The organism is Pseudoxanthomonas sp. 68-E7 (assembly GCF_057773145.1).
Map to the genome: position 1 here is coordinate 58,394 of NZ_JBYMTI010000003.1, position 24,073 is coordinate 82,466.

General features: G+C 67.5%; 22 protein-coding genes. 11 read left to right on the forward strand and 11 right to left on the reverse strand.

Features of this window, described 5'->3' with window-relative positions; translation table 11 throughout:
* Positions 1 to 7: 7 nt before the first annotated feature.
* The 3 genes from dnaG to AC3DE2_RS08400 all read left to right on the forward strand — a co-directional run bounded on the left by dnaG (position 8) and on the right by AC3DE2_RS08400 (position 4,370).
* Positions 8 to 1,738: a DNA primase gene (gene dnaG, locus AC3DE2_RS08390; protein ID WP_488425820.1), complete on the forward strand. Its 1,731-nt coding sequence runs from the start codon at positions 8 to 10 to the stop codon at positions 1,736 to 1,738.
* Positions 1,739 to 1,752: 14 nt separating this feature from the next.
* Positions 1,753 to 2,259: a protein tyrosine phosphatase family protein gene (locus tag AC3DE2_RS08395; RefSeq protein ID WP_488425822.1), complete on the forward strand. Its 507-nt coding sequence runs from the start codon at positions 1,753 to 1,755 to the stop codon at positions 2,257 to 2,259.
* A gap of 119 nt (positions 2,260 to 2,378) precedes the next feature.
* A complete protein-coding gene (locus tag AC3DE2_RS08400) occupies positions 2,379 to 4,370 on the forward strand; it encodes a S9 family peptidase (RefSeq protein ID WP_488425824.1) in 1,992 nt (663 codons plus the stop codon).
* 80 nt (positions 4,371 to 4,450) lie between these two features.
* On the opposite strand, the gene cyoE is transcribed toward AC3DE2_RS08400, so the two are convergent.
* The 4 genes from cyoE to AC3DE2_RS08420 are packed head-to-tail and all read right to left on the reverse strand — an operon-like array spanning position 4,451 to position 7,800.
* Complete coding sequence (cyoE, locus tag AC3DE2_RS08405) at positions 4,451 to 5,332, reverse strand: heme o synthase (RefSeq protein ID WP_295378940.1); 882 nt, start codon at positions 5,330 to 5,332, stop codon at positions 4,451 to 4,453.
* Entirely contained in the window at positions 5,329 to 6,474 is a 1,146-nt protein-coding gene (locus AC3DE2_RS08410) for a COX15/CtaA family protein (protein WP_488425825.1), read from the reverse strand. The genes cyoE and AC3DE2_RS08410 overlap by 4 nt, the downstream gene beginning before the upstream one ends.
* A 13-nt stretch (positions 6,475 to 6,487) precedes the next feature.
* Positions 6,488 to 7,057 carry a hypothetical protein gene (locus tag AC3DE2_RS08415; protein ID WP_488425826.1) on the reverse strand — a complete coding sequence of 190 codons (570 nt, stop codon included), beginning with the start codon at positions 7,055 to 7,057 and terminating at the stop codon, positions 6,488 to 6,490.
* A gap of 26 nt (positions 7,058 to 7,083) precedes the next feature.
* On the reverse strand, positions 7,084 to 7,800 hold the full coding sequence (locus AC3DE2_RS08420) for an SURF1 family protein (RefSeq protein WP_295379022.1): 717 nt from the start codon (positions 7,798 to 7,800) through the stop codon (positions 7,084 to 7,086).
* 77 nt (positions 7,801 to 7,877) lie between these two features.
* On the opposite strand from AC3DE2_RS08420, the gene AC3DE2_RS08425 reads away from it, so the two are divergent.
* On the forward strand, positions 7,878 to 8,096 hold the full coding sequence (locus tag AC3DE2_RS08425) for a twin transmembrane helix small protein (protein WP_295378932.1): 219 nt from the start codon (positions 7,878 to 7,880) through the stop codon (positions 8,094 to 8,096).
* A 152-nt stretch (positions 8,097 to 8,248) separates the two neighbouring features.
* Here AC3DE2_RS08425 and AC3DE2_RS08430 read toward each other — a convergent pair whose 3' ends face one another.
* From AC3DE2_RS08430 to AC3DE2_RS08455, 6 genes are read right to left on the reverse strand one after another with little or no spacing between them, the layout of a single operon-like run.
* Entirely contained in the window at positions 8,249 to 9,127 is an 879-nt protein-coding gene (locus AC3DE2_RS08430; RefSeq protein ID WP_295378929.1) for a cytochrome c oxidase subunit 3, read from the reverse strand.
* Positions 9,128 to 9,155: 28 nt separating this feature from the next.
* Positions 9,156 to 9,731: a cytochrome c oxidase assembly protein gene (locus AC3DE2_RS08435; protein WP_295378926.1), complete on the reverse strand. Its 576-nt coding sequence runs from the start codon at positions 9,729 to 9,731 to the stop codon at positions 9,156 to 9,158.
* The gene (locus AC3DE2_RS08440) at positions 9,728 to 9,862 is read right to left on the reverse strand and encodes a hypothetical protein (protein WP_287754893.1); all 135 of its coding nucleotides are present in this window, start codon (positions 9,860 to 9,862) and stop codon (positions 9,728 to 9,730) included. Before AC3DE2_RS08440 ends, AC3DE2_RS08435 begins: the two co-directional genes overlap by 4 nt.
* A gap of 24 nt (positions 9,863 to 9,886) precedes the next feature.
* On the reverse strand, positions 9,887 to 11,500 hold the full coding sequence (gene ctaD, locus AC3DE2_RS08445; RefSeq protein ID WP_295378922.1) for a cytochrome c oxidase subunit I: 1,614 nt from the start codon (positions 11,498 to 11,500) through the stop codon (positions 9,887 to 9,889).
* Positions 11,501 to 11,530: 30 nt separating this feature from the next.
* The gene (coxB, locus tag AC3DE2_RS08450; protein WP_488425827.1) at positions 11,531 to 12,481 is read right to left on the reverse strand and encodes a cytochrome c oxidase subunit II; all 951 of its coding nucleotides are present in this window, start codon (positions 12,479 to 12,481) and stop codon (positions 11,531 to 11,533) included.
* A 19-nt stretch (positions 12,482 to 12,500) separates the two neighbouring features.
* Complete coding sequence (locus AC3DE2_RS08455) at positions 12,501 to 12,980, reverse strand: DUF2244 domain-containing protein (protein WP_295378919.1); 480 nt, start codon at positions 12,978 to 12,980, stop codon at positions 12,501 to 12,503.
* A gap of 229 nt (positions 12,981 to 13,209) precedes the next feature.
* Between AC3DE2_RS08455 and putA the strand changes: the two genes are divergently transcribed.
* The 3 genes from putA (at position 13,210) to AC3DE2_RS08470 (ending at position 19,045) form a co-directional block, all read left to right on the forward strand.
* Entirely contained in the window at positions 13,210 to 16,452 is a 3,243-nt protein-coding gene (putA, locus tag AC3DE2_RS08460; protein ID WP_488425828.1) for a bifunctional proline dehydrogenase/L-glutamate gamma-semialdehyde dehydrogenase PutA, read from the forward strand.
* Between the two features lie 118 nt (positions 16,453 to 16,570).
* On the forward strand, positions 16,571 to 17,719 hold the full coding sequence (locus AC3DE2_RS08465; RefSeq protein ID WP_488425829.1) for a GGDEF domain-containing protein: 1,149 nt from the start codon (positions 16,571 to 16,573) through the stop codon (positions 17,717 to 17,719).
* Between the two features lie 162 nt (positions 17,720 to 17,881).
* On the forward strand, positions 17,882 to 19,045 hold the full coding sequence (locus AC3DE2_RS08470) for a GGDEF domain-containing protein (protein ID WP_295378900.1): 1,164 nt from the start codon (positions 17,882 to 17,884) through the stop codon (positions 19,043 to 19,045).
* Between the two features lie 95 nt (positions 19,046 to 19,140).
* Here AC3DE2_RS08470 and AC3DE2_RS08475 read toward each other — a convergent pair whose 3' ends face one another.
* Positions 19,141 to 20,505 (reverse strand): outer membrane protein transport protein, encoded by a 1,365-nt coding sequence (locus AC3DE2_RS08475; protein WP_488425830.1) that lies wholly within the window; start codon positions 20,503 to 20,505, stop codon positions 19,141 to 19,143.
* Between the two features lie 227 nt (positions 20,506 to 20,732).
* Here AC3DE2_RS08475 and AC3DE2_RS08480 point away from each other — a divergent pair, with 227 nt between their 5' ends.
* From AC3DE2_RS08480 to AC3DE2_RS08495, 4 genes are all read left to right on the forward strand, one after another.
* On the forward strand, positions 20,733 to 21,419 hold the full coding sequence (locus AC3DE2_RS08480) for a rhomboid family intramembrane serine protease (protein ID WP_295378894.1): 687 nt from the start codon (positions 20,733 to 20,735) through the stop codon (positions 21,417 to 21,419).
* A gap of 58 nt (positions 21,420 to 21,477) precedes the next feature.
* Positions 21,478 to 21,798 (forward strand): DUF1820 family protein, encoded by a 321-nt coding sequence (locus AC3DE2_RS08485; protein WP_183640377.1) that lies wholly within the window; start codon positions 21,478 to 21,480, stop codon positions 21,796 to 21,798.
* 85 nt (positions 21,799 to 21,883) lie between these two features.
* Positions 21,884 to 23,152, forward strand: coding sequence for a cation:proton antiporter (locus tag AC3DE2_RS08490; protein ID WP_295378889.1), 1,269 nt, complete (start codon positions 21,884 to 21,886; stop codon positions 23,150 to 23,152).
* Positions 23,153 to 23,215: 63 nt separating this feature from the next.
* On the forward strand, positions 23,216 to 24,073 hold the full coding sequence (locus tag AC3DE2_RS08495) for a class I SAM-dependent methyltransferase (RefSeq protein ID WP_488425831.1): 858 nt from the start codon (positions 23,216 to 23,218) through the stop codon (positions 24,071 to 24,073).

The window sequence follows — 24,073 nt, forward strand, 5'->3', positions numbered from 1 at the left end:
GCAGTCCATGGCCCGCATCCCCGACGCCTTCATCGACGAACTGCTCGCCCGGACGGATATCGTCGAGGTGATCAGCGCGCGCGTGCCGCTGAAGCGGCAGGGCAAGGAGTACTCGGCCTGCTGCCCGTTCCATGACGAGCGCTCGCCGTCGTTCACGGTCTCCCCGACCAAGCAGTTCTACCACTGCTTCGGTTGCGGCGCGCACGGTACCGCGTTGTCGTTCCTGATGAACTACGACCGCCTGGAGTTCCTCGACGCGGTCGAGGAACTGGCCCGGCGCAACGGCATGGAAGTGCCGCGCGAGACGCAGCAGCGCAACCAGAGCAACGACACCCGCGATCTGTTTGGCGCGCTGGAAGCGACCGCGCGCTTCTTCCAGCGCCAGTTGGAAGGCAGCGAGAAAGCACGCGCCTACCTGGACGGACGCGGCGTGGACGCGGCCACCCGCGCGCAGTTCGCCATCGGCTACGCGCCGGATGGTTTCTCCGGGCTCAAGGACGCGCTCGGCACCGACGAACGCCGGATGAAGCTGCTGGATCGCGCCGGCCTGTTCTCCAAGAACGATCGCGGCCACACCTACGACAAGTTCCGGGATCGGGTGATGTTCCCGATCTACGACCGGCGTGGCCGGGTCATCGCCTTCGGCGGCCGCGTGCTGCAGAAGGACGACGGCCCCAAGTACCTCAACTCGCCCGAGACCGCGCTGTTCCACAAGGGCCGCGAACTCTACGGCCTGTGGCAGGTACGCCAGGCCAACCAGAAGATCGCCCGGCTGATCGTGGTCGAGGGCTACATGGACGTGGTTTCGCTGTTCCAGTTCGGGGTCAAGGAAGCGGTCGCCACGCTCGGCACCGCGACCACGCCGGACCATGCCGAACTGCTGTTCCGCAACGCGCCGGATGTCTACTTCTGCTTCGACGGCGATGCCGCCGGACAGCGCGCCGCCTGGCGTGCGCTGGAATCGGTGCTGCCGCGGATGAAGGATGGACGCCAGGCGTTCTTCCTGTTCCTGCCGGACGGCGAGGATCCGGACACCATCGTGCGCCAGGAAGGCGCGGCCGCGTTCGACGCGCGCCTGCAGCAGGCGATGCCGCTGTCGGAGTTCTTCTTCCAGGAACTGGGCAAGGACATCCGCCTGTCCACCCTGGACGGCAAGGCGCGGCTGGCCGAACGCGCACGACCCTTGCTGGCGCAGATTCCGGACGGCGCGTTCGGCGACCTGATGCGGCAACGACTGGGCGAAATCACCGGCGTTGGCGCCGCCACTGCGCCGCCGGCCCCGGCAGTCCGGCCAGGCGTCGCCGCATCGCATCGCCCCGCAGGTGGCCACAAGCCGAGCCTGGTGCGCAGCGCGATCGTGCGCCTGCTGCACAAGCCCGCGCTGGCGCTGGCGCTGGAGCCGCCGCACGCCTTCGCCGGCCTGCGCCAGCCCGGCATCGAACTGCTGCTGGAGCTGCTGGACATCGTGCATGCGCGTCCGGACATCACCACCGGCGCGCTGCTGGAACATTTCGCCGAGCGCGAGGAACTGGCCGCGCTGCAGAAGCTCGCGATGCAGGAGCTGCCCGGCGACGATGCGACCTGGCATGCCGAATTGCTCGATGCCGCGCACCAGATGGAAAAACAGCTGTTGCAGCAACGTATCGACGAACTTCAGGTGAAACAGCGCAACATCGGCCTGGACGAAGCCGACAAATACGAATTGCGCGCCCTGCTGCAGGCGCGCGTGGCCCGCTGAACGAGGAGACTCCCATGAAACGTGGATCCCGCCATACCGTCGCATCGTTCCGTCATCTGCTCGCCGGCGCGCTGTTGCTGCTGGCGCTGCAGGTCCAGGCCGGCGATTTCACCCAGCCGCGTCCGGGCCTGCATACCGGCGGCCAGCCCACCGCGGAACAACTGGCTGATTTCTCGAAGCAGGGCGTGCGCACCGTCATCGACCTGCGCGCACCCGGCGAGGATCGCGGCTTCGATGAGGCTGCCGTCGCCCGGCAGCACGGCATGCGCTACGAGCGCCTGCCCATCGCCGGCGCCGACGATCTCACCGCAGCCAATGCCACCGCACTGAAGAAGCTGCTGCAGGACGGCGGCGACAATGTGCTGCTGCATTGCGCCTCCGGCAACCGGGTCGGCGCACTGCTGGCGCTGATGGCGAAACAGGAAGAAGGCGCCAGCAGCGACAAGGCGATGGAGCTGGGTCGCCAGGCCGGCCTTAAATCGCTCGCGCCGGTGGTCGAGCAGAAACTGCGGACGCCGTGATCACCGCGGGAGCGGTGGCACGTCATCCATCGTTCCCGCTTCGGCGTCATCGCCGCGACACTGGCCGCGGACCGCGGAACATGGGTAACCTCGGTTTTTTCACCCGGGGAAACCTTCGCATGACCCGTCATCCTGGCCGATGCCTGCCTTTGGTCCTGGCCCTGCTTGCACTTCCGGCGCTGGCCCAGACCACCGCCGTCTCCACCCAGGCGCCCGCACGCGAACAGGTCGGCAATCGCACCACCGAGTACGTGCCGGCGATTCCCGCCGAACTGGCCGAACGCCTCAACCGCTACCAGAACACGCGCGGCGCCGGTTTTGCGGGCTGGACCCCGGAAGGCTGCGTACTGATCGCCACCCGCTTCGCCGAAACCAACCAGGCCCATCGCGTCTGCGAACCCATGGGCATGCGCGAACAGCTGACCTTCTATCCCGAGCCGATCAACAGCATCGGCACCGCGCCGGCGAAGTCCGGGCGCGACGGCTTCGTGTTCGGCAAGGACGTGGGCGGCAACGAGTTCTGGCAGCTGTACTGGTTCGACCTGGCCACCCGCGAAACCACCCTGCTCACCGACGGCAAGGCACGCAACCAGGGGCCACTGTTCTCGCATGACGGCAAGCAGCTGGCGTGGAGCAGCACCGCCCGCAACGGCAAGGACACCGACGTGTGGGTGATGGATCTCGCCACCCGCAAGGCGCGCACGGTGGTCACCGAAGGCGGCCAATGGGGGGCGATGGATTTCTCGCCGGACGGCAAGACCCTGCTGGTCAGCCAGTACGTCTCGGTCAACGAATCGCATCCGGGCAAGGTGGATCTGGCCAGCGGCAAGCTCACCCGCTTCCCGGTGGAAGGCGGCAAGGCCGCGATCGGCGGTTTCCGCTACGCGGGCGACGGCCAGAGCGTGTTCTACGTCAGCGACGAGAACCTGGAAGGCAAGCCGCAGGAATTCCGCACCCTGCGCTACCACAACCCCGCCACCGGCGAGTTCAAGGTCGTCAGCGCGGATATTCCCTGGGACGTGGATCAGCTGGAGGTTTCCGACGACGGCCGCCACGTCGCCTACGTGAGCAACGAGGACGGCATCGATCGCCTGCGTGTGTTCGCCTGGCCGTCCTTCAAGCCGGTCGCGCTGCCGGAACTGCCCATCGGCATCGTCGGCGGCATGGGCTTTTCGCCGGATGGCGGCAAGCTCGCGCTGAGCCTCAACACCGCCACCTCGCCCAGCGACGTCTACGTGATCGATCTGGCGGCGACGAAGCTGTCGCGCTGGACCCGCAGCGAAGTCGGCGGCCTGGACGCCGGCGGCTTCGTCGCGCCCACGCTGGTGCGCTATCCGACCTTCGACGCGGTGGACGGCAAGCCGCGCACCATCCCGGCCTTCTTCTACAAGCCGGCCAAGCCGGCGAAGAGCGGCCGGTATCCGGTGCTGATCAACATCCACGGCGGTCCGGAAGGCCAGTCGCTGCCGACCTTCAATGCCGGCATCCAGTACCTGGTCAATGAAATGGGCATCGCCGTGCTGGTGCCCAACGTGCGCGGCTCCACCGGCTACGGCAAGACCTACGTGCAGCTGGACAACGGCTTCAAGCGCGAGGATTCGGTCAAGGACATCGGCGCGCTGCTGGACTGGATCGGCCAGCAGCCGGAGCTGGATGCCAGGCGGGTCGGCGTCTATGGCGGCAGCTACGGTGGCTACATGGTGCTGGCCTCGCTGATGCACTACAGCGATCGCATCCGCGCCGGCATCGACGTGGTCGGCATCTCCCATTTCGGCACCTTCCTGAAGAACACCGAAAGCTACCGGCGCGATCTGCGCCGCGCCGAATACGGCGACGAGCGTGATCCCGCCATGGCCGAGCACTTCGAGAAGATCTCGCCGCTCAACCATGCCAACCGGATCACCTCGCCGCTGTTCGTCGCCCAGGGCCGCAATGACCCGCGCGTGCCCTACACCGAGGCCGAGCAGATCGTGAAGGCCGTGCGTGGCAACGGCCAGCCGGTCTGGTACCTGGAGTTCTCCGACGAGGGCCACGGCTTCCAGAAGAAATCCAACAGCGACTACTTCAGTGCCGCCTCGATGCTGTTCTGGCAACGCCATCTGCTGGAGTGATCCCGCCGCCAGCGTGGATACCGGAAACGGAAAGGCCCGCTCGCGCGGGCCTTTCTTCATCGTACCGGTCGCATACCGGGCTACAGCCAGTGGTCGACCAGCAGGAACGCGAACAACGCCATCAGGTAGACGATGGAGTAGTTGAACATCCGCATGGCGAAGAACTCGTCCGGCGGGTCCAGCAGGCGCCAGGCATACCAGAGGAACACCAGGCCCAGCACCAGCGCGCCGCCCAGGTAGAACAGGCCGCTCATGCCGAACACCACCGGCAGCACGGTCACCTCCACCAGCAGCACCGTGTAGAACAGGATCTGCCAGCGCGTGTAGGTGACGCCGTGGGTGACCGGCAACATCGGCACCAGCGCCCGCGCGTAGTCCTCGCGGCGGAAGATGGCCAGCGCCCAGAAATGCGGCGGCGTCCACACGAAGATGATCAGCACCAGCAGCAGCGCGTGGGCCCAGTCCCATTCGCCGCGCATGCCGGTCATGGTCGCCCAGCCCAGCAGCGGCGGCGCGGCACCGGCGATGCCGCCGATGACGATGTTCTGCGGCGTCGCCCGCTTGAGGAACACGGTGTAGATCACCGCATAACCGATCAGCGAGGCGAAGGTCAGGATCGCGGTGATGACGTTGACCCACAGCACCAGGATCGCCATCGACAGCGCCGCCAGGCACAGCGCGAACACCAGCGCCTGCCAGGGCTTGACCTGCCCCACCACCAGCGGACGCCAGGACGTGCGCGCCATCTTGGCGTCGATGCGGGTGTCGAGCAGCTGGTTGATCGCCGCCGCGCTGGACGCCGCCAGCCAGATGCCGAGGAAGCCCAGCGCGCCACGGCGCAGCTGATCCAGATCGGGCAGGCCGTCGATGGCCAGGAACATGCCGACGATCGCGGTGAACACGATCAGCGCGACCACGCGCGGCTTGGTCAGGTCCCAGTACTGGCGAAATGCAATGCTCATTCGGGCTTGCGCAGGCGCGCGATCAGCGAGACCAGGGTGAACAGCAGCAGCACCGCGCCGGCATTGTGCGCGACCGCGACGTGCAGCGGCAGGTTCAACTTGACGTTGAGGATGCCGAGGGTGAACTGCGCGATGACCAGCAGCACCAGCAAGGTGGCCCAGCCGCGCATGCCCGGGGTACGGAACAGCCGCACGCCCAGGCCCAGCACGTACAGCGCGACGATGACCGCCATGATCCGGTGGGTCATCTGGATGGCGATGCGCGAGGCGCCATCGAGCACGCCGCCTTCATAGTCCACGCCGATGCCGCGCCACAGCACGAAGCCTTCGCTGAAGTCGGCCGGCGGCCACCAGCGTCCCACGCACTTGGGGAAGTCCAGCCCGCAGGCCACCGCCGCGTAGTTCGCGCTGACCCAGCCGCCCAGGGCGATCTGGATGCCCAGCAGGATCAGGCCGCCGATCACCCAGTGGCGCAGCGACCGCGCGTCGCCCAGCGTGATCGGCTGATCGGTCGCGCGCCAGGCCATCCAGACCAGCAGCGAGAACGTGGTCAGGCCGCCCAGCAGATGCCCCATCACGACGATCGGCTTGAGCAGCCAGGTCACCGTCCACATGCCCAGCAGCGCCTGGAAGATGATCACCGCCAGGGTCAGCGCGCTGACCCGCGCCAGGTCCAGGTTGGACCAGCGCAACGCGGCGAACAGCAGGATCGCCTCGCCGGTGATCGCCAGCGCCGACGCGGCCACGTGCTCGCCATGCATGTACAGCGGGATCGCGGTGGCCACGAAGGCGGATGCCAGCAGGATGGTGGCGATGCCGAAGCGGCGACGGCGCGCGGCCAGCAGCGACAGGATTAGCACCAGCATGCCCAGGGTCGCGGCGATGTGCCGGTGCACCTGCTCGCGCCAGGCCTTGTGCGTCTCGAACGGACGGATCGCGCTGGCGGCGTGATCCGCCACTTCATGGGTGCTCTGCGGCCAACTGGCCCGGCCATAGCAGGTCGGCCAGTCCGGGCAGCTCAGGCCGGCATTGGACAGGCGCACGAAGGCGCCGAACACGATGACGCACAGGGCCAGGCCAACGGCCAGCCAGGCGATGCGATGGAAATGGCGATACAGCACGGGCCGGGCGACGGCATTCATCTCGGACGCACCCTCAGATCAGTTTCAGCAGCTTCGCGACGTCCTTGTACAGGCCGCCGGCATCGAAGCCGGGCGGATAGCGCAGGATCACGAAACCATGGGGATCGATGACATAGACGGGCACGCCCTTCGGATCCTGCAGGCGCGGCAGCGCCGCCAGCAGTTCCGGCGTGGCCTGCAGCTCCCGGCGCGCCTCGGTCGCCGGCGCGCCCGCCGGCAACGGCCCGATCCAGAGAATCTCCACCTTGTCGGCGTTGTGCCCGAACAGGCGCCAGACCTTGTCCAGGTCCTGCGCCAGCTTCACGCATTCGGCGGCGCAATCGGCCGGCGGCGCCACCGCGATGCGCCAGATCCGCTCGCCCGGTTGCCAGGCGTAGGGTTGGCCATCGGCCAGGCGCGGCACGATCAGGCGGGCATCGGACGGCCGTTGCAGCATCTCGCCGTTGTTCTTGTGGCCAGTCGGCTGCCAGCCGGCGAAACGCAACACGCCGGCGCCGAACACGGTGCCGAAGAACAGGGCGAACAGCGCGACCAGCATCCAGCGGCCGCGGGCGCGGCCGGCATCGGGGGGCATCGAAGTCATCCGGTTATTTTCTCATGCGCGGCGGCTCAGCGCTCCTGCCGGCGGCGGCGACCGCGGCGGCTGACCACCAGCGCGGTGATGAACACCGCCAGCGCCAGCCCGAACCATTGCACCGCGTAGCCCAGGTGGCGTTCCGGCGGCAGGGTATTGGGCAGGATGTCGAGATCGCGCGCATAGCCCAGCGGCAACGCGGGATCCGGACGGAACACGCGTGGCGCCAGCGCCGGCAGGCCCAGCTCGCGCGCCAGCGCGGGCATGTCCAGCCCGGTCACCAGCCGGTCGCCGCCGGGCTGGGGCGCGCTCACCGCCTTGACCAGGCCCCCGGCGGGCGGCGGCGCGAGCAGGCCGCTCAGATCCTGCTCGCCCTCGGGCAGGACGATCACCGGCAGTTTCCGATCGCCGGGCAACGGCAGCCAGCCCAGTTCGACCAGCAATGGCGGCGCGCCCTCGGCCTGGAACACCCGGTAGGCGCGGATGCCCGCGCGTCCGTCATGGTTCTGGTTGTCCAGCAGCACCGCCGGACCCGGCGGGAAGCGGCCGCGAGCGGCGGTCCAGGCGTAGTCGTCCTTGAGTCCGGGCCGGGCGGCCTGATCGAGCGGCACCGGACGGCGTTCGCTGAGAATCTTCCCGGACGCGGCCAGCATGGCTTCCTTCTGTTGGGCCCGCCCCAGTTGCCAGGTGCCCAGGCCGCAGAACAGGGCGATCACGATCAGCGCCAGGGTCCAGCCGACCGCCAGCGGCATCCGGCGCCGGCTCACGCGCGATTCCCCATCGGCTGCAATAATGTGTTCATGCCCGCTGCACGCCTTTCGAGGCTCCCATGAATGATTCTTTGAAAACCCTGCTGATCATCGCGTTCCTGCTCCTGATCATCTGGAACCTTGGCGCAGGCCTGTACTACCTGCTGGTGGACAAGGGCCAGAGCAAGCGCACCGTCAACGCCCTGACCCGCCGCATCGGCCTGTCGGTGGCGCTCATCCTGCTGGTCATCCTCGCCATCTACATGGGCTGGATCAAGCCGCATGGGGTGGGGGCGTGATGGCGCGTTGCGCCGGGATTCGGGATTTGTGATTGGGGATTCGGAAAAGCGCTTCGAATCCCCCAGATGAAAAAAGGCGACGGGCTGACCGTCGCCTTTTCTGTATCGGGAACCGGGAACGAATCCCGAATCCCGAATCTCCAATCCCGTCCTTACAGCACGTACACGAACAGGAACAGGCCCAGCCACACCACGTCGACGAAGTGCCAGTACCAGGCCACGGCTTCGAAACCGAAGTGGTCGTCCTTGCTGAAGTGGCCGCGCGCGCAGCGCAGCCAGATGATCGCCAGCATGATCGTGCCCAGGGTCACGTGGGCGCCGTGGAAGCCGGTCAGCATGAAGAAGGTGGAGCCGTAGATGCCCGAACCCAGGGTCAGGTTCAGTTCCTTGTAGGCGTGGATGTATTCCTCCGCCTGGAAGAACAGGAACACGCAGCCCAGCAGGACGGTCAGGCCCAGGAATACCAGCAGCTGCTTGCGGTGGCCCGCCTTCAGCGCATGGTGGGCGATGGTGATGGTCACGCCCGAGGTCAGCAGGATCAGGGTGTTGAGCAGCGGCAGGCCCCAGGCCGGGATGGTCTGGAACTGGCCACCGACCTGGCCCGGGCCGGCGCTCGGCCAGGCCGAGGAGAAGCCGTCCCACAGCAGCGCGTTGGTCATCACGCCGTCGCCTTCGCCGCCCAGCCACGGCAGCGCGAACTGGCGGGCGTAGAACAGCGCGCCGAAGAACGCCGCGAAGAACATCACTTCGGAGAAGATGAACCAGACCATGCCCATGCGGAAGGACACGTCCACCTGCTTGTTGTAGTTGCCGCTGACCGACTCGCGGATCACGTCGCCGAACCACATGAACAGGGTCGCGCAGAGCAGGAACACGCCGGCGAAGAAGGTCCACTTGCCCCATGCGGCGTCGTTGAGCCAGCTGGCCACGCCGAACATGGTGACGAACATGGAGATGGAGCCCACGAACGGCCACTTGCTGCTGTGTGGCACGAAGTAGATGTTGGCGTCTGGCGAGTGAGCTTGTGCCATGGCGTGTCTTCCGGTTCCTAAGGCTCGATCAGGGTGCCGCGTGCGGCGAATTGGACGCGTTGGCCGCGCCCAGTTGCGCGGTCATGGCATCGTTCTTGTAGAAGGTATACGACAGGGTGATCGTCTTCACGTCGGTCGGCAGGTTGGGATCGACGATGAAACGCACCGGCATGTCGCGGACTTCACCGGCCTGCAGGGTCTGGGCGGTGAAGCAGAAGCATTCGGTCTTGGTGAAATAGCCCGAGGCGCGCGCCGGGGCCACCGATGGCACCGCGCTGCCGACGATTGGCCGCTGGCCATCGTTGCGCGCGAAGTACTTGGCCTCGTACAGCTCGCCCGGCACCACCTGCATGGTCAGCTGTTCGGGATGGAACGCCCACGGCAGCTTGGAGTTCACGCCGCCGTCGAACTGCACGGTGACGGTGCGCTTGGCCTTGACTTCGGCGACCTGCGCCTGGCCCGGTCCCTTCTCCAGGCGCACGCCGAACACCTTCTCGCAGGCGATGCGGTACAGCGGCACCAGCGAGAACGTCAGCACGAACACGCCCAGCGCCACGCCCACCAGCTTGAGCAGGCCCGCCGAATTGGACGCCTTGCCGCTCATGCGCTCAACACCGCGCGCAGGATGAACAGCACGAAGATGGCGAAGGCCAGGCCACCCACGATCCACGCCGTGCGCAGCACCGCCTTGCGGCGGCGCGCGGCTTCTTCCGGCGAGAGCATCGGAGCGTTCATGGACTCAGCCACCCGTCACCCGGCTCAGTGGGTCACGTCGCCGTGCGCCAGATCACCATCCTTGATGACCGGCGGGGTGCTGAAGGTGTGGTGCGGCGCCGGCGAGGGCACGGTCCACTCCAGGCCACGGGCGTTTTCCCAGGCCCGTGCTTCGGCCTTGGCGCCGTTGCGCAGCGAGCTCCACAGGATGATGGCCATCATGAAGGGCGTCAGGAACATGCCGAACGCGCCGATCGAGCTGACCAGGTTCCAGTCCGCGAACACCGGGTTGTAGTCCGGGATGCGGCGCGGCATGCCGGCCAGGCCCAGGAAGTGCTGCGGGAAGAACAGCAGGTTGACGAAGATCACCGTCCACCAGAAGTGGAACTTGCCGGCCGTCTCGTTGTACATGCGGCCGGTCCACTTCGGCCACCAGTAATAGGTGGCAGCGATGATGGAGAACAGCGCGCCGGTCACCAGCACGTAGTGGAAGTGCGCCACCACGAAATAGGTGTCGTGGTACTGGAAGTCCGCCGGCACGATGGCCAGCATCAGGCCGGAGAAGCCGCCGATGGTGAACAGGATGACGAAGCCCACCGCCCACAGCATCGGGGTCTCGAACGTCAACGAGCCCTTCCACATCGTGCTGACCCAGTTGAACACCTTCACGCCGGTCGGAATGGCGATCAGCATGGTCGCGAACATGAAGTAGATTTCGCCACCCAGCGGCATGCCCACCGTGAACATGTGGTGCGCCCACACGATGAACGACAGGAAGGCGATCGAGGCAGTCGCGTACACCATGGCCTGGTAGCCGAACAGCGGCTTGCGGCTGAAGGTCGGGATGATTTCCGACACCACGCCGAACGCCGGCAGGATCATGATGTAGACCTCGGGGTGACCGAAGAACCAGAAGATGTGCTGGTACATCACCGGGTCGCCGCCGCCGGCGGCGTTGAAGAAGCTGGTGCCGAAGAACTTGTCGGTCAGCAGCATGGTGACCGCGCCGGCCAGCACCGGCATCACCGCGATCAGCAGGAACGCGGTGATCAGCCAGGTCCAGCAGAAGATCGGCATCTTCAGCAGGTCGATGCCCGGGGCGCGCATGTTCAGCACGGTCGCGATGATGTTGATCGCGCCCATGATCGAGCTCACGCCCATCATGTGGATGGCGAAGATGCTGAAGGCCACGTTGGCGCCGCCCTGCAGCGACAGCGGCGGATACAGGGTCCAGCCACCGGCCGGCGCGCCGCCCGGCAGGAACAGGGTCAGCAGCAGCAGGCTGAAGGCGAACGGCATGATCCAGAAGGACCAGTTGTTCATGCGCGGAAGCGCCATGTCAGGCGCGCCGATCTGCAGCGGAATCATCCAGTTGGCCAGGCCGACGAAGGCCGGCATCACGCCGCCGAAGATCATGACCAGCGCGTGCACGGTGGTCATCTGGTTGAAGAACTCGGGCTTGACGAACTGCAGGCCCGGGGTCATCAGCTCGGCACGGATGATCACCGACATACCCGCGCCGATGATGAACATGATGAAGCTGAAAACCAGGTAGAGCGTGCCGATGTCCTTGTGGTTGGTCGAGAAGAACCAACGCTCGATGAAGCTCTGCTGGTGACCGTGGTGATCGTCGTGGTGATCGACGGCGGTATGGGCCATGTTCGTGATCTCTTGCAGCTAAGCGGACGATCAGGCCTGCGCCGGGGGCGCAGCCTGCTCGCTGGTGGGGGCGGCGTCGGTGGCCGGGGCCGGAGCGGCCTGGCCATCGGCGGGCGCGGCTTCCGCCGGCGCGGCGGGAGCCGCCGGGGCCGGAGCGGGGGCCGGAGCCGGCTTCTTCGCAGCCAGCCACTTCTGGAACTCTTCCTTCGGCACCGCGCGCACGACGATCGGCATGAAGCCGTGGTCCTTGCCGCACAGCTCGGCGCACTGGCCGCGGTACACGCCCGGTTCCTTGATGTCGGTCCAGGCCTCGTTGACGATGCCCGGGATCGCGTCCTGCTTCCAGCCCAGCGCCGGCACCCACCAGGCGTGGATGACGTCGTCGGCGGTGATCACGAAACGGATCTTGGTGTTGACCGGCAGGACGAGTTCATTGTCCACGTCCAGCAGGTAGTGCGGATTCTTGGCCAGGTCCGGCTTCTCGCCGCTCTGGCGGATGCGGTCGGACTCGCGGTCCAGGCGGCTGGTGAGGGACACGTCCTCGCCCAGGTATTCGTACTTCCACATCCACTGGTAACCGGTGACCTTGACGGTCATCTCGGAGTCGCGGGTGTCGTACATGGCGATCAGCTTGGCGGTCGCCGGCCAGGCCATGACCACCAGGATCAGCACCGGGATGACGGTCCAGATGATTTCCGCGGTGGTGTTGTGGCTGAACTGCGCGGCCACGGCACCCTTGGACTTGCGGAACTTGAACATCGCGTAGGCCATCGCGCCGAACACGATGATGCCGATCACGATGCACACGATCAGCGCCACCATGTGCGCGTCGTAGGCATGCTGGGACGAGGCGGTGACGCCCTTGCCCATGTTCAGCTGCCACGGCTTCGGGTCCGACGGCTGCGCCCACGCCAGTACCGGCGAAGCCAGCAGCGCGCAGACCGTCATCAAACGCTTCCAATACCCATTCACTTGCGTCATTGCCTAGACCCCAAATGCGTCATCGGTTGCGACCGCTCGCGGCCGCCAGTAAATCCTGCAACTTGTCCGCCAACTGCCGGCGTTCGCCCGGACCGAGGAAATTGCCCACCTCGACCTGGCGACCACTGGAAGCCAGCGAAATCCTTTCGCCATCCGCTTCGATACGGAGCCGCACCCAATACGGATGCGCCCGGAACACCGTGCCGGTCTCGGGGGGGCGGGTGACTTCCACGACCTCCGGACCGATGGTGATGTCCTCACCCCGCTCGCCGCTGCGCCATAGCCAACGCAACGCCGCGGCCACCAGTGCGCTGTGCAGCAGTGCGAAGGCCGGTGCGAAGGCGTTGCCGGCCAGCCAGCCCAGCAGGGCCACCAGCCACATCGCCCCGGCCAGCGCGGCGAACAAAGCCACGAACTGGCGGGCCGTCAGTGCCCGGGGCGGTCGCAGCCGGAGCCGCGCGCCGTGGATACCCGGCAATGACGTAAGCACTTCGATCATGCTGCCAACCGCGCAACGAGGCCGCGGAAAACCTCTAAATGTTAGCCTCACCCCCCTGTTGCGGCAAGTTGCAATGATCTCGGTCAATGTTTGACCCGCCCTGGCCGGGTTCCGGCCCTCGCGGCGGGGACGGCGGGGAACGGTCCGCGCCATGCGCTTCCATCCGTTCGCGAACGGTGCCCTGGCTCACTACACTATCCGGCTCCATCGCTCGCTTCTGATGACCCTCATGAGCTCCCAGCCCCAGTCCGGCACCGAGGCGGCCCCGCCGCCGGCGTCCACCGGCATCGTTTCCCCCGAACTCCCCGCCCCGCCGCCACCGCTGCGGGCCGCCATCACCGCCGCCTGGCTGCGCGACGAAGCCGAGCACGTGCGCGAACTGCTGGCCCAGGCCCGGCTGCCCGCCGACGAGCAGGCCCGGGCGCAGGCGCTGGCCGCCGATCTGGTCAAGCGGGTCCGCGCGCGCGCGCAGGACCAGGGCGCCATCGAGGCCTTCATGCGCCAGTACGACCTGGGCAGCGAGGAAGGCGTGCTGCTGATGTGCGTGGCCGAGGCGCTGCTGCGCATTCCCGACCAGGAGACCGCCGACAAGCTGATCCGCGACAAGCTGGGCGACGCCGATTGGGAAAAGCACCTGGGCCAGAGCGATTCGGTGCTGGTCAACGCCTCCACCTGGGGCCTGATGCTGACCGGCAAGCTGGTCAACCTCAACGACCTGACCCGCCACGACGTGCCCGGCGCCTTCAAGCGCCTGGTCGGCCGGGTCGGCGAGCCGGTCATCCGCCTGGCGGTGCGCCAGGCCATGCGCATCATGGGCCACCAGTTCGTGATGGGCCGGACCATCGAGGAAGCGCTGGGCCGCTCGCGCAAGGGCGACAACGCCAACTACCGCTATTCGTTCGACATGCTGGGCGAAGGCGCGCTGACCTCGAAGGACGCCGCGCGCTACCTGGAGGCTTACCGCAAGGCGATCCACGCCATCGGCAGGCACTCCCGTCCGCAAGGCCAGGGCGATGCGGGCAAGCCCGATGTCTTTGCCGCGCCCAGCATCTCGATCAAGCTGTCGGCGCTGCATCCGCGCTACGAGCACGCCAAGCGCGCGCGGGTGATGAAGGAACTCGCTCCGGGCATCCTGGAGCTGGCGCAACTGGCCAGGTCCTACGGCATCGGCTTCACCATCGACGCCGAGGAAGCCGACCGGCTGGAACTGTCGCTGGACCTGATCGAGGCCACCTTCTCCGACAAGTCGCTGGACGGCTGGGAAGGCTACGGACTGGCGGTCCAGGCCTACCAGAAGCGCACCCCCTACGTGATCGACTTCCTCGCCGATCTGGCCCGCCGGGTGGGCCGGCGCATGCCGGTGCGCCTGGTCAAGGGCGCGTACTGGGACGCGGAGGTCAAGCGCGCCCAGATCGACGGCCATCCGGGCTATCCGGTGTTCACCCGCAAGCCGAACACCGACGTGTCCTACCTGGCCAACGCGCGCCGCATGTTCGAGCACGGCGACGCGCTGTATCCGATGTTCGCCACCCACAACGCGCAGACCATCGCAGCAATCCGTTCGATCGCGCAGGGCCGTCCGTACGAGCACCAGAAGCTGCACGGCATGGGCGACGACCTGTACGCGGAGGTGATTCCCGCCGATCGCCTGGGCGTGCCCTGCCGCGTCTACGCCCCGGTCGGTTCGCACGAGGACCTGCTGCCGTACCTGGTCCGCCGCCTGCTGGAGAACGGCGCCAATTCCAGCTTCGTCAACCGCATCACCGACGAGGACGTGGCCATCGAGGACCTGATTCGCGACCCGGTGGAAACCGTGTCCGCGTTCGACTCGATCCCGCATCCCCGCATTCCGCTGCCGCGTGATCTCTTCCGCAACCAGGCAGCCCCCATCCCGACTTCTGACAGGAACAACTCCATGGGCGCCAATCTCGCCAACGACAACGACCTGCGTGCGCTGGCCGAGCGCGTCAACGCCGCCGTCAAGCCGTGGCGGGCGGCGCCGCTGGTGCCGGGCGCGGTGGTCGCGGCCGCGGCGCTGCCGGTCACCAATCCGGCCGATCGCCGCCAGACCGTGGGCGAATGGCAGCCGGCCGACGGCGCGGCGGTGGAGAAGGCGCTGCAGAACGCGGTGAGCGCGCAACCGGCCTGGGACCGCACGCCGGCCGCCAGCCGCGCGGCGATCCTGGAACATGCCGCAGACCTGCTGGAACAGCGCATGCCCGAGTACATCGCGCTGTGCGTGAAGGAAGCCGGCAAGACCCTGCCCGACAGCGTCGCCGAAGTCCGCGAGGCGGTCGATTTCCTGCGCTACTACGGCGCCCAGGCACGCGCGCTGTTCGGTGCGGCCGAACGCCTGCCCGGACCGACCGGCGAATCCAACGAACTGCAGTTGCACGGCCGCGGCGTGTTCGTCTGCATCAGTCCGTGGAACTTCCCGCTGGCGATCTTCCTCGGCCAGGTCAGCGCCGCGCTGGCCGCCGGCAACAGCGTCATCGCCAAGCCGGCCGAGCAGACCAACCTGATCGGCCATGCGGCGGTGAAACTGCTGCACGAAGCCGGCGTTCCGGAAGCCGTGCTGCAGTTCCTGCCCGGCGACGGCGCCACCGTCGGCGCCGCGCTCACCAAGGACCCGCGCGTGGCCGGCGTGGCCTTCACCGGCTCCACCGAAACCGCCCGCGCCATCAACCGCGCGCTGGCCGCGCGTGACGCCGCCATCGGTGTGTTGATCGCCGAGACCGGAGGCCAGAACGCCTTCATCGCCGATTCTTCGGCGCTGCCGGAACAACTGGTCAAGGACGCCATCGGGTCGGCCTTCACCTCCGCCGGCCAGCGCTGCTCGGCCGCGCGCGTGCTGTTCGTGCAGGACGACATCGCCGACAAGGTGATGACCATGCTGGCCGGCGCGATGGACGAGCTGAAGATCGGCGATCCGGGCCTGCTGTCCACCGACGTCGGCCCGGTCATCGATGCCGACGCGCTGAAGATCCTGGAAGACCATGCCGCCCGCATGGCCACCGAGGCACGCCTGATCAAGCAGGCCAACCTCGGCGAGGACGCCGCCCACGGCACCTTCTTCGCCCCGCGCGCGTGGGAGCTGAAATCGCTGGACCAGCTGCACCGCGAGATCTTCGGTCCGGCCCTGCACGTGGTGCGCTGGAAGGCCGATCAGCTGGACCAGGTGATCGATGCCATCAACGCCACCGGCTACGGCCTGACCCTGGGCGTGCATTCGCGCATCGACGAGACGGTCGACCGCATCGCCGCGCGGGTGAAGGTCGGCAACGTGTACGTCAACCGCAACCAGATCGGCGCGGTCGTGGGCGTGCAGCCGTTCGGTGGCCAGGGCCTGTCCGGCACCGGTCCGAAGGCCGGCGGCCCGCACTACCTGCCGCGCTTCGCCACCGAGAAGACGGTGACGGTCAACACCACCGCCGCCGGCGGCAACGCCTCGCTGCTGACCCTGGGCGACTGATCCCCGGGCCGGCAGGCCCCGTCCGCCGCTCCGACAGGGCCGCCTCGCGCGGCCCTGTTGTTTTGTGACGCAGTGCCGATAACATGCCCATGAGGATCCGGGGGGAGCCGGCGGTCGGATGAGCTTGTCGGTGCTGTTGACGCTGTTGAGCGACTGCCTGCTGGCGGTCGTGCTGTTTTTCCTGTTCTGGTACGTGGCGCGGGTATCGCGCAACGTCCAGGGCATCCTCACCTGGGGCGCCGCCCATCTCTTCTACACCATCGGCGCCACCCTGCTGGACGCGGGCACCGCCGGTTTCGAGAGCGCGGGCCTGGCGACGGCCTCCCTGCTTTCCACCCACCTGGGCGCCACCATCCTGTGCGGCGGCATGGCCGGGCTGGGCTGGGCCATCGTGCGGTTCGTCCAGCGCCGTCCGCTGCATCCGGGCGAAGTGGCGGCCGTCCCGGTCGCCGTCGCCGTGCCCCTGCTGATCTGGGCGCTGGGCGGGGATTGGGAAGCCCAGAGCGTGGCGCTCAACTGCGTCGAGCTGCTGGTCCTGCTGTGGATGCTGTGGCACCTGCGCGTCCTGCGCGAGGATCCCTATCGCCTGCCGGCGCGGATGATGATGCTGGGCTGCGGCCTGCTGGCGGTGCTGTACGGCAGCGTGGTGCCTGGCTGGTCGTTCAGCCAGTTCGGCTTCGACGAAATCTGGGTCAGCGTGGATCTTTCGATCTGGTTCATGCTCAATTTCTGCATGTTGATGCTGTGCAGTTTCCGGGCCGCCGAATCGCTGAAGCTCAGCGCCATGTTCGATCCCCTCACCAGCGCGCTCAACCGGCGCGGCCTGCATGGCGAGCTGAGCACCTGGGGGGAACGCAACGACCGCGGCCTGACCGTGATCGCCATCGATCTGGACCATTTCAAGACCATCAATGATCGCCACGGCCACGAGACCGGCGATCGGGTGCTGCAGCGCTTCAGCGAAACCGTCCGCAGTGGCCTGCGCAGTGATCAGCTGTTCGCCCGCATGGGCGGCGAGGAGTTCGCGGTGGTGACCACGGGCACCGACCGCGAGGCCGCGCGGCAGTTGGCGGAGCGTCTGCGCAACCAGATGATGCGGCTGGATTTCAGTCCCGCCGAGGGACGGCCGTTCCGGGTGACGATCAGCCTGGGCATCGCCATCGGCGACAGCGAGGGCGAACCCTTCGTCGAGCTGATGCGGCGCGCGGACGACGCCCTTTATGCGGCCAAGCGCAAGGGCCGCAACCGGGTCGAGATGCATCCCTGAACGGGGCCATCGCGGGGAGGCGGCGCTCCTGGCCGCATCGCCCCGGCATCCACTTCGCCGGCGCGTACCCGCCGGGAATCCTGAAATAGCCGGAATCCGCCGCGTTTTGCGTTGTGGTGACGAACAGGACGTTATCCAGGCCACACGGGCGCAACGGGCTTCATGACCACCGATTTCTACCACCTGCTGATCAGTGACTGCGCGCTGGCGGCGGTGTTGCTGGGACTTTTCTTCTACGTGTCGCGGGTGTCGCGTGGCGTGCGCGGCATCACCGCCTGGGGTGTCGCGCACTTCGCCTACACGCTTGGCGCCGCCATGCTCGACGGCACCGCGCAGACGCTCTCGCAGTCCGGCGCCCCGGAACTGGCCAGTACCGTGGCCGGATTTGGCGGATTGCTCGCGTGCACCGGCCTGGTCGGACTGGCCTGGTCGATGATCCAGTTCGTGCACCAGCGCGCGCTGCACGCCGGTGAACGCGCGATGATGCCCATCGCGGCGGCGCTGTCGCTGGGTGGCTGGCTGTTCCATGGCGACAGCGATGCGCAGGGGGCCGCGATGAGCGCGGTGGAGGTGATCGTGCTGGCGGTGGTGATCTGGCAGCTGCGCCTGTTGCGCGCCAGTCCCGATCACGTGCCGGCACGACTCATGACGCTGGGATGCATCGCGCTGATGTACCTGTACGGTCGCGACCTGATGCATGCGCTGACCGGGCGCTACGGCCCGAACCCGTCCTGGGTGAACGCGGACCTGTCGATCTGGTTCATGCTCAACTTCTGCATGCTGATGCTGGCCAGCTTCCGCGCCGCCGAAGCGCTGCGCCAGAGCGCCCTGTTCGATCCGCTGACCGGCGCGCTCAATCGCCGCGGCCTGGACAGCGAACTGCGATCACGCGATCGCTTCGTCACCCTGGAAGGCGGGCTGGCGGTGGTCGCGCTGGACCTGGACCATTTCAAGGCGGTCAACGATCACCATGGCCACGAGACCGGCGATCAGGTGCTGCAGCGGTTCTCCGATGTGGTGCGCGGCTGCATCCGCAGCGACGATCTGTTCGTCCGCCTGGGGGGCGAGGAATTCATGCTGGTGCTGCGCGAAACGTCGCCGGAAGTCGCGCACCGGCTGGCCGAGCGCATCCGCACCCAGGTGATGGCGCTGGAGTTCGCCGCGCCCGCGTTCCGGGTCACCGTGAGCCTGGGCATCGCCCACACCCGCCATCGCCACACCCTGTTCAACGACATGATGCGGCTGGCCGACGAGGCCCTCTACGCGGCCAAGCGCAATGGGCGCAACTGCGTCGAACTGCGGCTGCATCCCGCACGCATCCTGTAATCCTCGCCACGCGCCGACGCCTTTCGCAGGGCCACGAAAAAGAAAACCCCGCCGGGGCGGGGTTTTCCTGGTCGCATCGGCGAAGCCGCTTTCGATCAGAACTTGTAGTTGATCGAAGCCGCCAGCACGTCGCCACCCACTTCGTAGGAACCGGACAGGGTGCTGCCCGTCGCCGACACCTGGTCCACGGTCGGATCCTTGGTGAACAGGTGGGTATAACCAAAGCTGTACTCGGCCTTTTCCGACGGCGCCCAGGTCAGGCCCAGCGACAGCCACTTGCGGCTGGCGTCCGGCACGCGCACGTCGCGATGCTCGGCGGTGGTCGGGGTCTGGTCGTAGGCCACGCCGCCACGCAGGGTCAGCGTGTCGCTCAGGCGGTAGTCCGCGCCGATCGCGCTGAAAGTGGTGTCGCGATAGTGGAACGGCAGCACGTTGTTCGGCTGGTTGGACTTGAAGTCGACCGTGACGGCGTCGAACGACGGCGCCCAGAAGGTGCGCGAGACGTCGGCCATGATGGTCAGCTTGTCGTTGACCTGGCGGGTGAAGCTCAGGGTCGCCGATGCGGGCAGTTCGATGGTGGCACGGCCACCGGTGTTCACGAACAGGCCGCGCGCGCCCAGCACCGCCTGGCCCTGGGTGGCACGCGCGTTGGTCGCGGTGAACGTGGCCTTGCCGTTGGTGATCTCGTGCTTGACCTTGGAACGGTAGCTCAGGCCCAGGTGGGTCTGCTCGTTGACACTGAACAGGCCGCCGACGGTGAAACCCCAGTCATTGCTGCTGCCTTCCAGCTGGCTGTACAGATCGGCGTTGCCCGGCAGGAAGCCCAGCGGGGCACCACCCTGCGAGTACATCACCGCGCCCAGGTCGACCGCGTTGCTCAGGTCGACTTCCAGGCGCTCGACGAACACCGAGGCGCCGAAGGACACGTACGGATTCACGTCGTAAGAGAGCGCAAGGCCCAGGTCGGCAGTCTTCAGGTCGGTCTTGACGCCGTGGTAGCGGCCGACCCAGTCACGGTCATATTCGGTCTTGAAGCCGAACGGCACGGTCAGCGAGGCACCCAGGTGGGTCTTCTCGCCGATCATGGTGTGGAAGTACGCGGCCGGGACCGGCGCGATGGTACCGGCGTCGCCGCCGTCGCCGCCGGAGATCGGCATGCCGGTGCCCGCGCCGGTCGGACCGGCGAGGCGGCCGCCGCCCTTGAAATCAGCCGAGAAGCTGATGGCGCTGACGTCGGCCTGGAACTGGGTTTCCTTCAGGTGGCGCATGGCGGCCGGATTGGTCGCGATCACCGAGGCGTCGCCGGGGGCGCTGCCCGAACCGGCAAAGGCACGGCCGAGACCCTTGGCGCTGTTTTCCTTCAGCTGGAACGCGGCGCCGTGCGCCTGACCGAAAGCCAGAACACCGGCGATGCCGAAGGCCAGCGCGGAAATACGGGCAAAACTGTTGACGGAATGCATGTTGTCTCTCTCCGGAGGACGTGGGTTTACGGTCAATGCGCCGTTGGTGCGACCGGCGTTATGCCCGCCGGTTCGTCCGCCGGAAGCCCCTCCCGACATACGACGCCGTATGCAGTATACCCACGTCCGCTAACCGAAAGCTAACAAACTCTTGGCAGGGTCCGACGGCGTTTCCTGAACAGGGAAAGGGCGCGGGTGACAGCCGCCGCGAGGTAAAGTGAGCCGGCATGTTCGTTTCCCTGCCCTCCCGCCGTAAGCCCTCCCTGCGCTGGGCCACGCCCACCCTGCTGGGGCTGTTGTGGCTGGCGTTCCTGTGGGCGGCGATGCAGCCGGACCGCGCCCGCCTGCTGCAGGAATGGGGGGCGCTGTCGGGGGGCCTGACCTCGCTGCCGGCCTGGCTGGCGGACCTGCAGGACGGCAGCGTGCTGCGCCTGTTCACCGCGCTGTTCCTGCACGCGGACTGGGCCCACCTGCTGGGCAACCTGGTGTTCCTGCTGATCTTCGGGATGCCGGCGGAACGGACGATGGGACCGTGGCGGTTCCTGGCGCTGTTCCTGCTCGGTGGCGCGGTCGCCAACCTGGCCGCGGTGCTGACCATCGGCGCACCCGATCGGGTGGTGATCGGCGCCAGCGGCGCGGTCTCGGCGGTGATCGGCGCGTACCTGGCGTTGTTTCCGACCGCCAAGCTGGGCGTGGTGCTGCCGCTGGGCCTGTTCCTGGAATTCGTGAAGGCGCCGGCGTCACTGCTGATCGGCATCTGGGCGCTGCTGCAGGTCGTGTTCGCCTACACCGGCCCGGCCTTCGGCGCGGTGGCGTGGTCGGCGCACATCGCCGGTTTCCTGTTCGGGGTGGTGTTCGCCCTGTTCGTCCGCGCCGCCATCGCCCGGCGCCTGCGCAAGCGGCAGGGCTATTGAACCACCCGCGGGGCGGCCGCATCTTGCAGGTCACCGCATCGCATCCTGTCTCCGGTCCATGGCGAAGAAGCTCTACAAGGTCACCTTCCTCAACCACAACAAGGTCTACGAGCTCTACGCGGGCCACGTGGGCGCGAGCGGGCTGTGGGGTTTCACCGAGGTGGGCGAACTGGTGTTCGACCTGCATGACGGCCTGGTGGTCGATCCCACCGAGGAGCGCCTGCGCGACGAGTTCGGCGATACCCGGGTCCTGCACCTGCCGATGCAGAGCATCATCCGGGTCGAGGAAGTCGAGCGAAAAGGCCAGTCGGCCATCCGCGACGCCGCCACCGGCGAGAAGGTGGTCACCCCGTTCCCGCTGCCGGCCAAGCCACGCTGATCGGCCCGGCGGGATAACGCCCGCTACGCTCCCGCGGCCCCGGCGACCGCCTATGATGGCGCCTGGGGTCCCGGGGTCGTCTTGAATGTCCACAGCGCAACTGTCCGTCTACTTCTTCCTGCAGGCGGGCGTCATCATCCTGGTGTGCCGACTGGTCGGCCGCCTGGCCCAGCGCTTCGGACAACCCCAGGTGGTCGGCGAGATGATCGCCGGCGTCACCCTCGGTCCTTCCCTGTTCGGTGCGCTGTTGCCGGACGTGCAGACGGCGCTGTTTCCCAAGGCGTCGATGGACATGCTCTACGTCGCCGGGCAGGTCGGCGTGGGCATGTACATGTTCCTGGTGGGCACCGAATTCCGCGCCGATCATTTCCGCGCGCGCTACCGCAGCGCGATGGCGGTGTCCTGGGCCGGCATCCTGGTGCCGTTCCTGCTCGCCTTCGCGCTGGCGCCCTGGCTGCAGCACGTGCCGGGACTGTTCTCGGAAAAGACCCGCTTCATCGAGGTCGCGCTGTTCCTCGGCGCGGCCATCGCCATCACCGCGTTCCCGATGCTCGCGCGGATCATCCACGAGCGTGGCCTTGCGGGTACACCGCTGGGTACGCTGGCGCTGACCGCCGGGGCCATGGACGACGCCGCGGCCTGGTGCATCCTGGCGATCGTGCTGGCCAGCTTCGGCGGCAGCTGGATGCAGGCCTGGCTAGCCATCGGCGGCGGCGTGGCCTACCTGGTCTTCATGCTGCTGGCCGGCCGACGCCTGCTGCGGCCGCTGGCCGCGCGCGTCCCCGAGCACGGCCCGTTGCCGCCCCCGGTGCTGGCCTGGGTCATGGCCCTGTTCTTCCTGTGCGCGTGGTCGATGGACGCCATCGGCATACACGCCGTGTTCGGCGGCTTCATCCTCGGCGCCTGCCTGCCGCGCGGTGCCCTCACCGAACGCCTGCGCGAACTGCTGCAGCCGATGGTGGTGGTGGTCCTGCTGCCGCTGTTCTTCACCTATTCGGGCCTGAAGACCCAACTGTCGGTGTTCCTGGATCCGGCCATGCTGCTGCCGGCCGCGGCCATCCTGCTGGCATCGTTCGGCGGCAAGGCGATCGCCTGCTGGGCGGCCGCGCGCCTGTCCGGGGAATCCCCGCACGACGCCAAGGCGATCGGTGCGCTGATGAACGCGCGCGGCCTGATGGAGCTGTTGATCATCAACATCGGCCTGCAGGCGGGCGTCATCGAACCGGGACTGTTCTCGATCCTGGTCATCATGGCGATCCTGACCACGCTGATGGCCACGCCGCTGTTCAACCGCATCATGCGCAACCATGGCGCACCCGCGACGCCGATCGCCGGCGATCCCTCCCTGCCCTGACCCCGCCGCCGGCAGGGGAAGCACTGCCCTAGAATCAGCGCTTCCCTCTCCGCCGGATTCGCCATGCGCAAGGATCTGCACGAAGGCAATCGCCGGTCCTGGAATGCCGCCACCGTGGCCCACAACAGCCACAAGCGCGATCAGGCCGCCTTTTTCCGTGATGGCGGCAGCACGCTGTTTCCGGAGGAACTGGCCCTGCTGGGCGACATCGACGGCCGGCGCCTGGTCCATCTGCAGTGCAATGCCGGCCAGGACACCCTGAGCCTGGCCGGATTGGGCGCGCGGGTCACCGGCGTGGACATCAGCGATACCGCGATCGACTTCGCCCGCCGGCTCGCGGGCGAGGCCGGCGTCGCGGCGGCTTTCGAGCGCGCGGACATCTATGACTGGTTCGAACAGGCGCTCGCCGCGGGTCGGCGGTTCGACATCGCCTTCAGTTCCTACGGCGCGCTGTGCTGGCTGTCGGATCTGGATGCATGGGCGCGCGGACTGGCGGCGGTGCTGGAACCCGGCGGGCGTTTCGTCTGCGTCGAATTCCATCCGGTGGCGATGATCTTCGATCCGCAGTGGCAACCGAAGTATCCCTACTTCGCCCACGGCGAGCCGCTGGTCTGGGAAGACGGCGTCAGCGACTACGTGGCGCTGTCCGGCGATGCGCTGTCGCCCTCCGGCAACGAGGCCGGCGTGCAGGATTTCCGCAATCCGCACGCGAGCTACGAGTTCCAGTGGAGCCTGGGCGAAGTGGTCGACGCGCTGCTGCGCGCCGGCCTGCAACTGCGTCGGCTGCAGGAATATCCCCATGCCAACGGTTGGCGCGGATTCGATGGCATGCGTGAGGGCGAGGGCCGGCGCATGTATCCGCCGGCGTCCATGCCGAGCCTGCCGCTGATGTACGGACTGGTGGCGGAACGACCCGCCTGA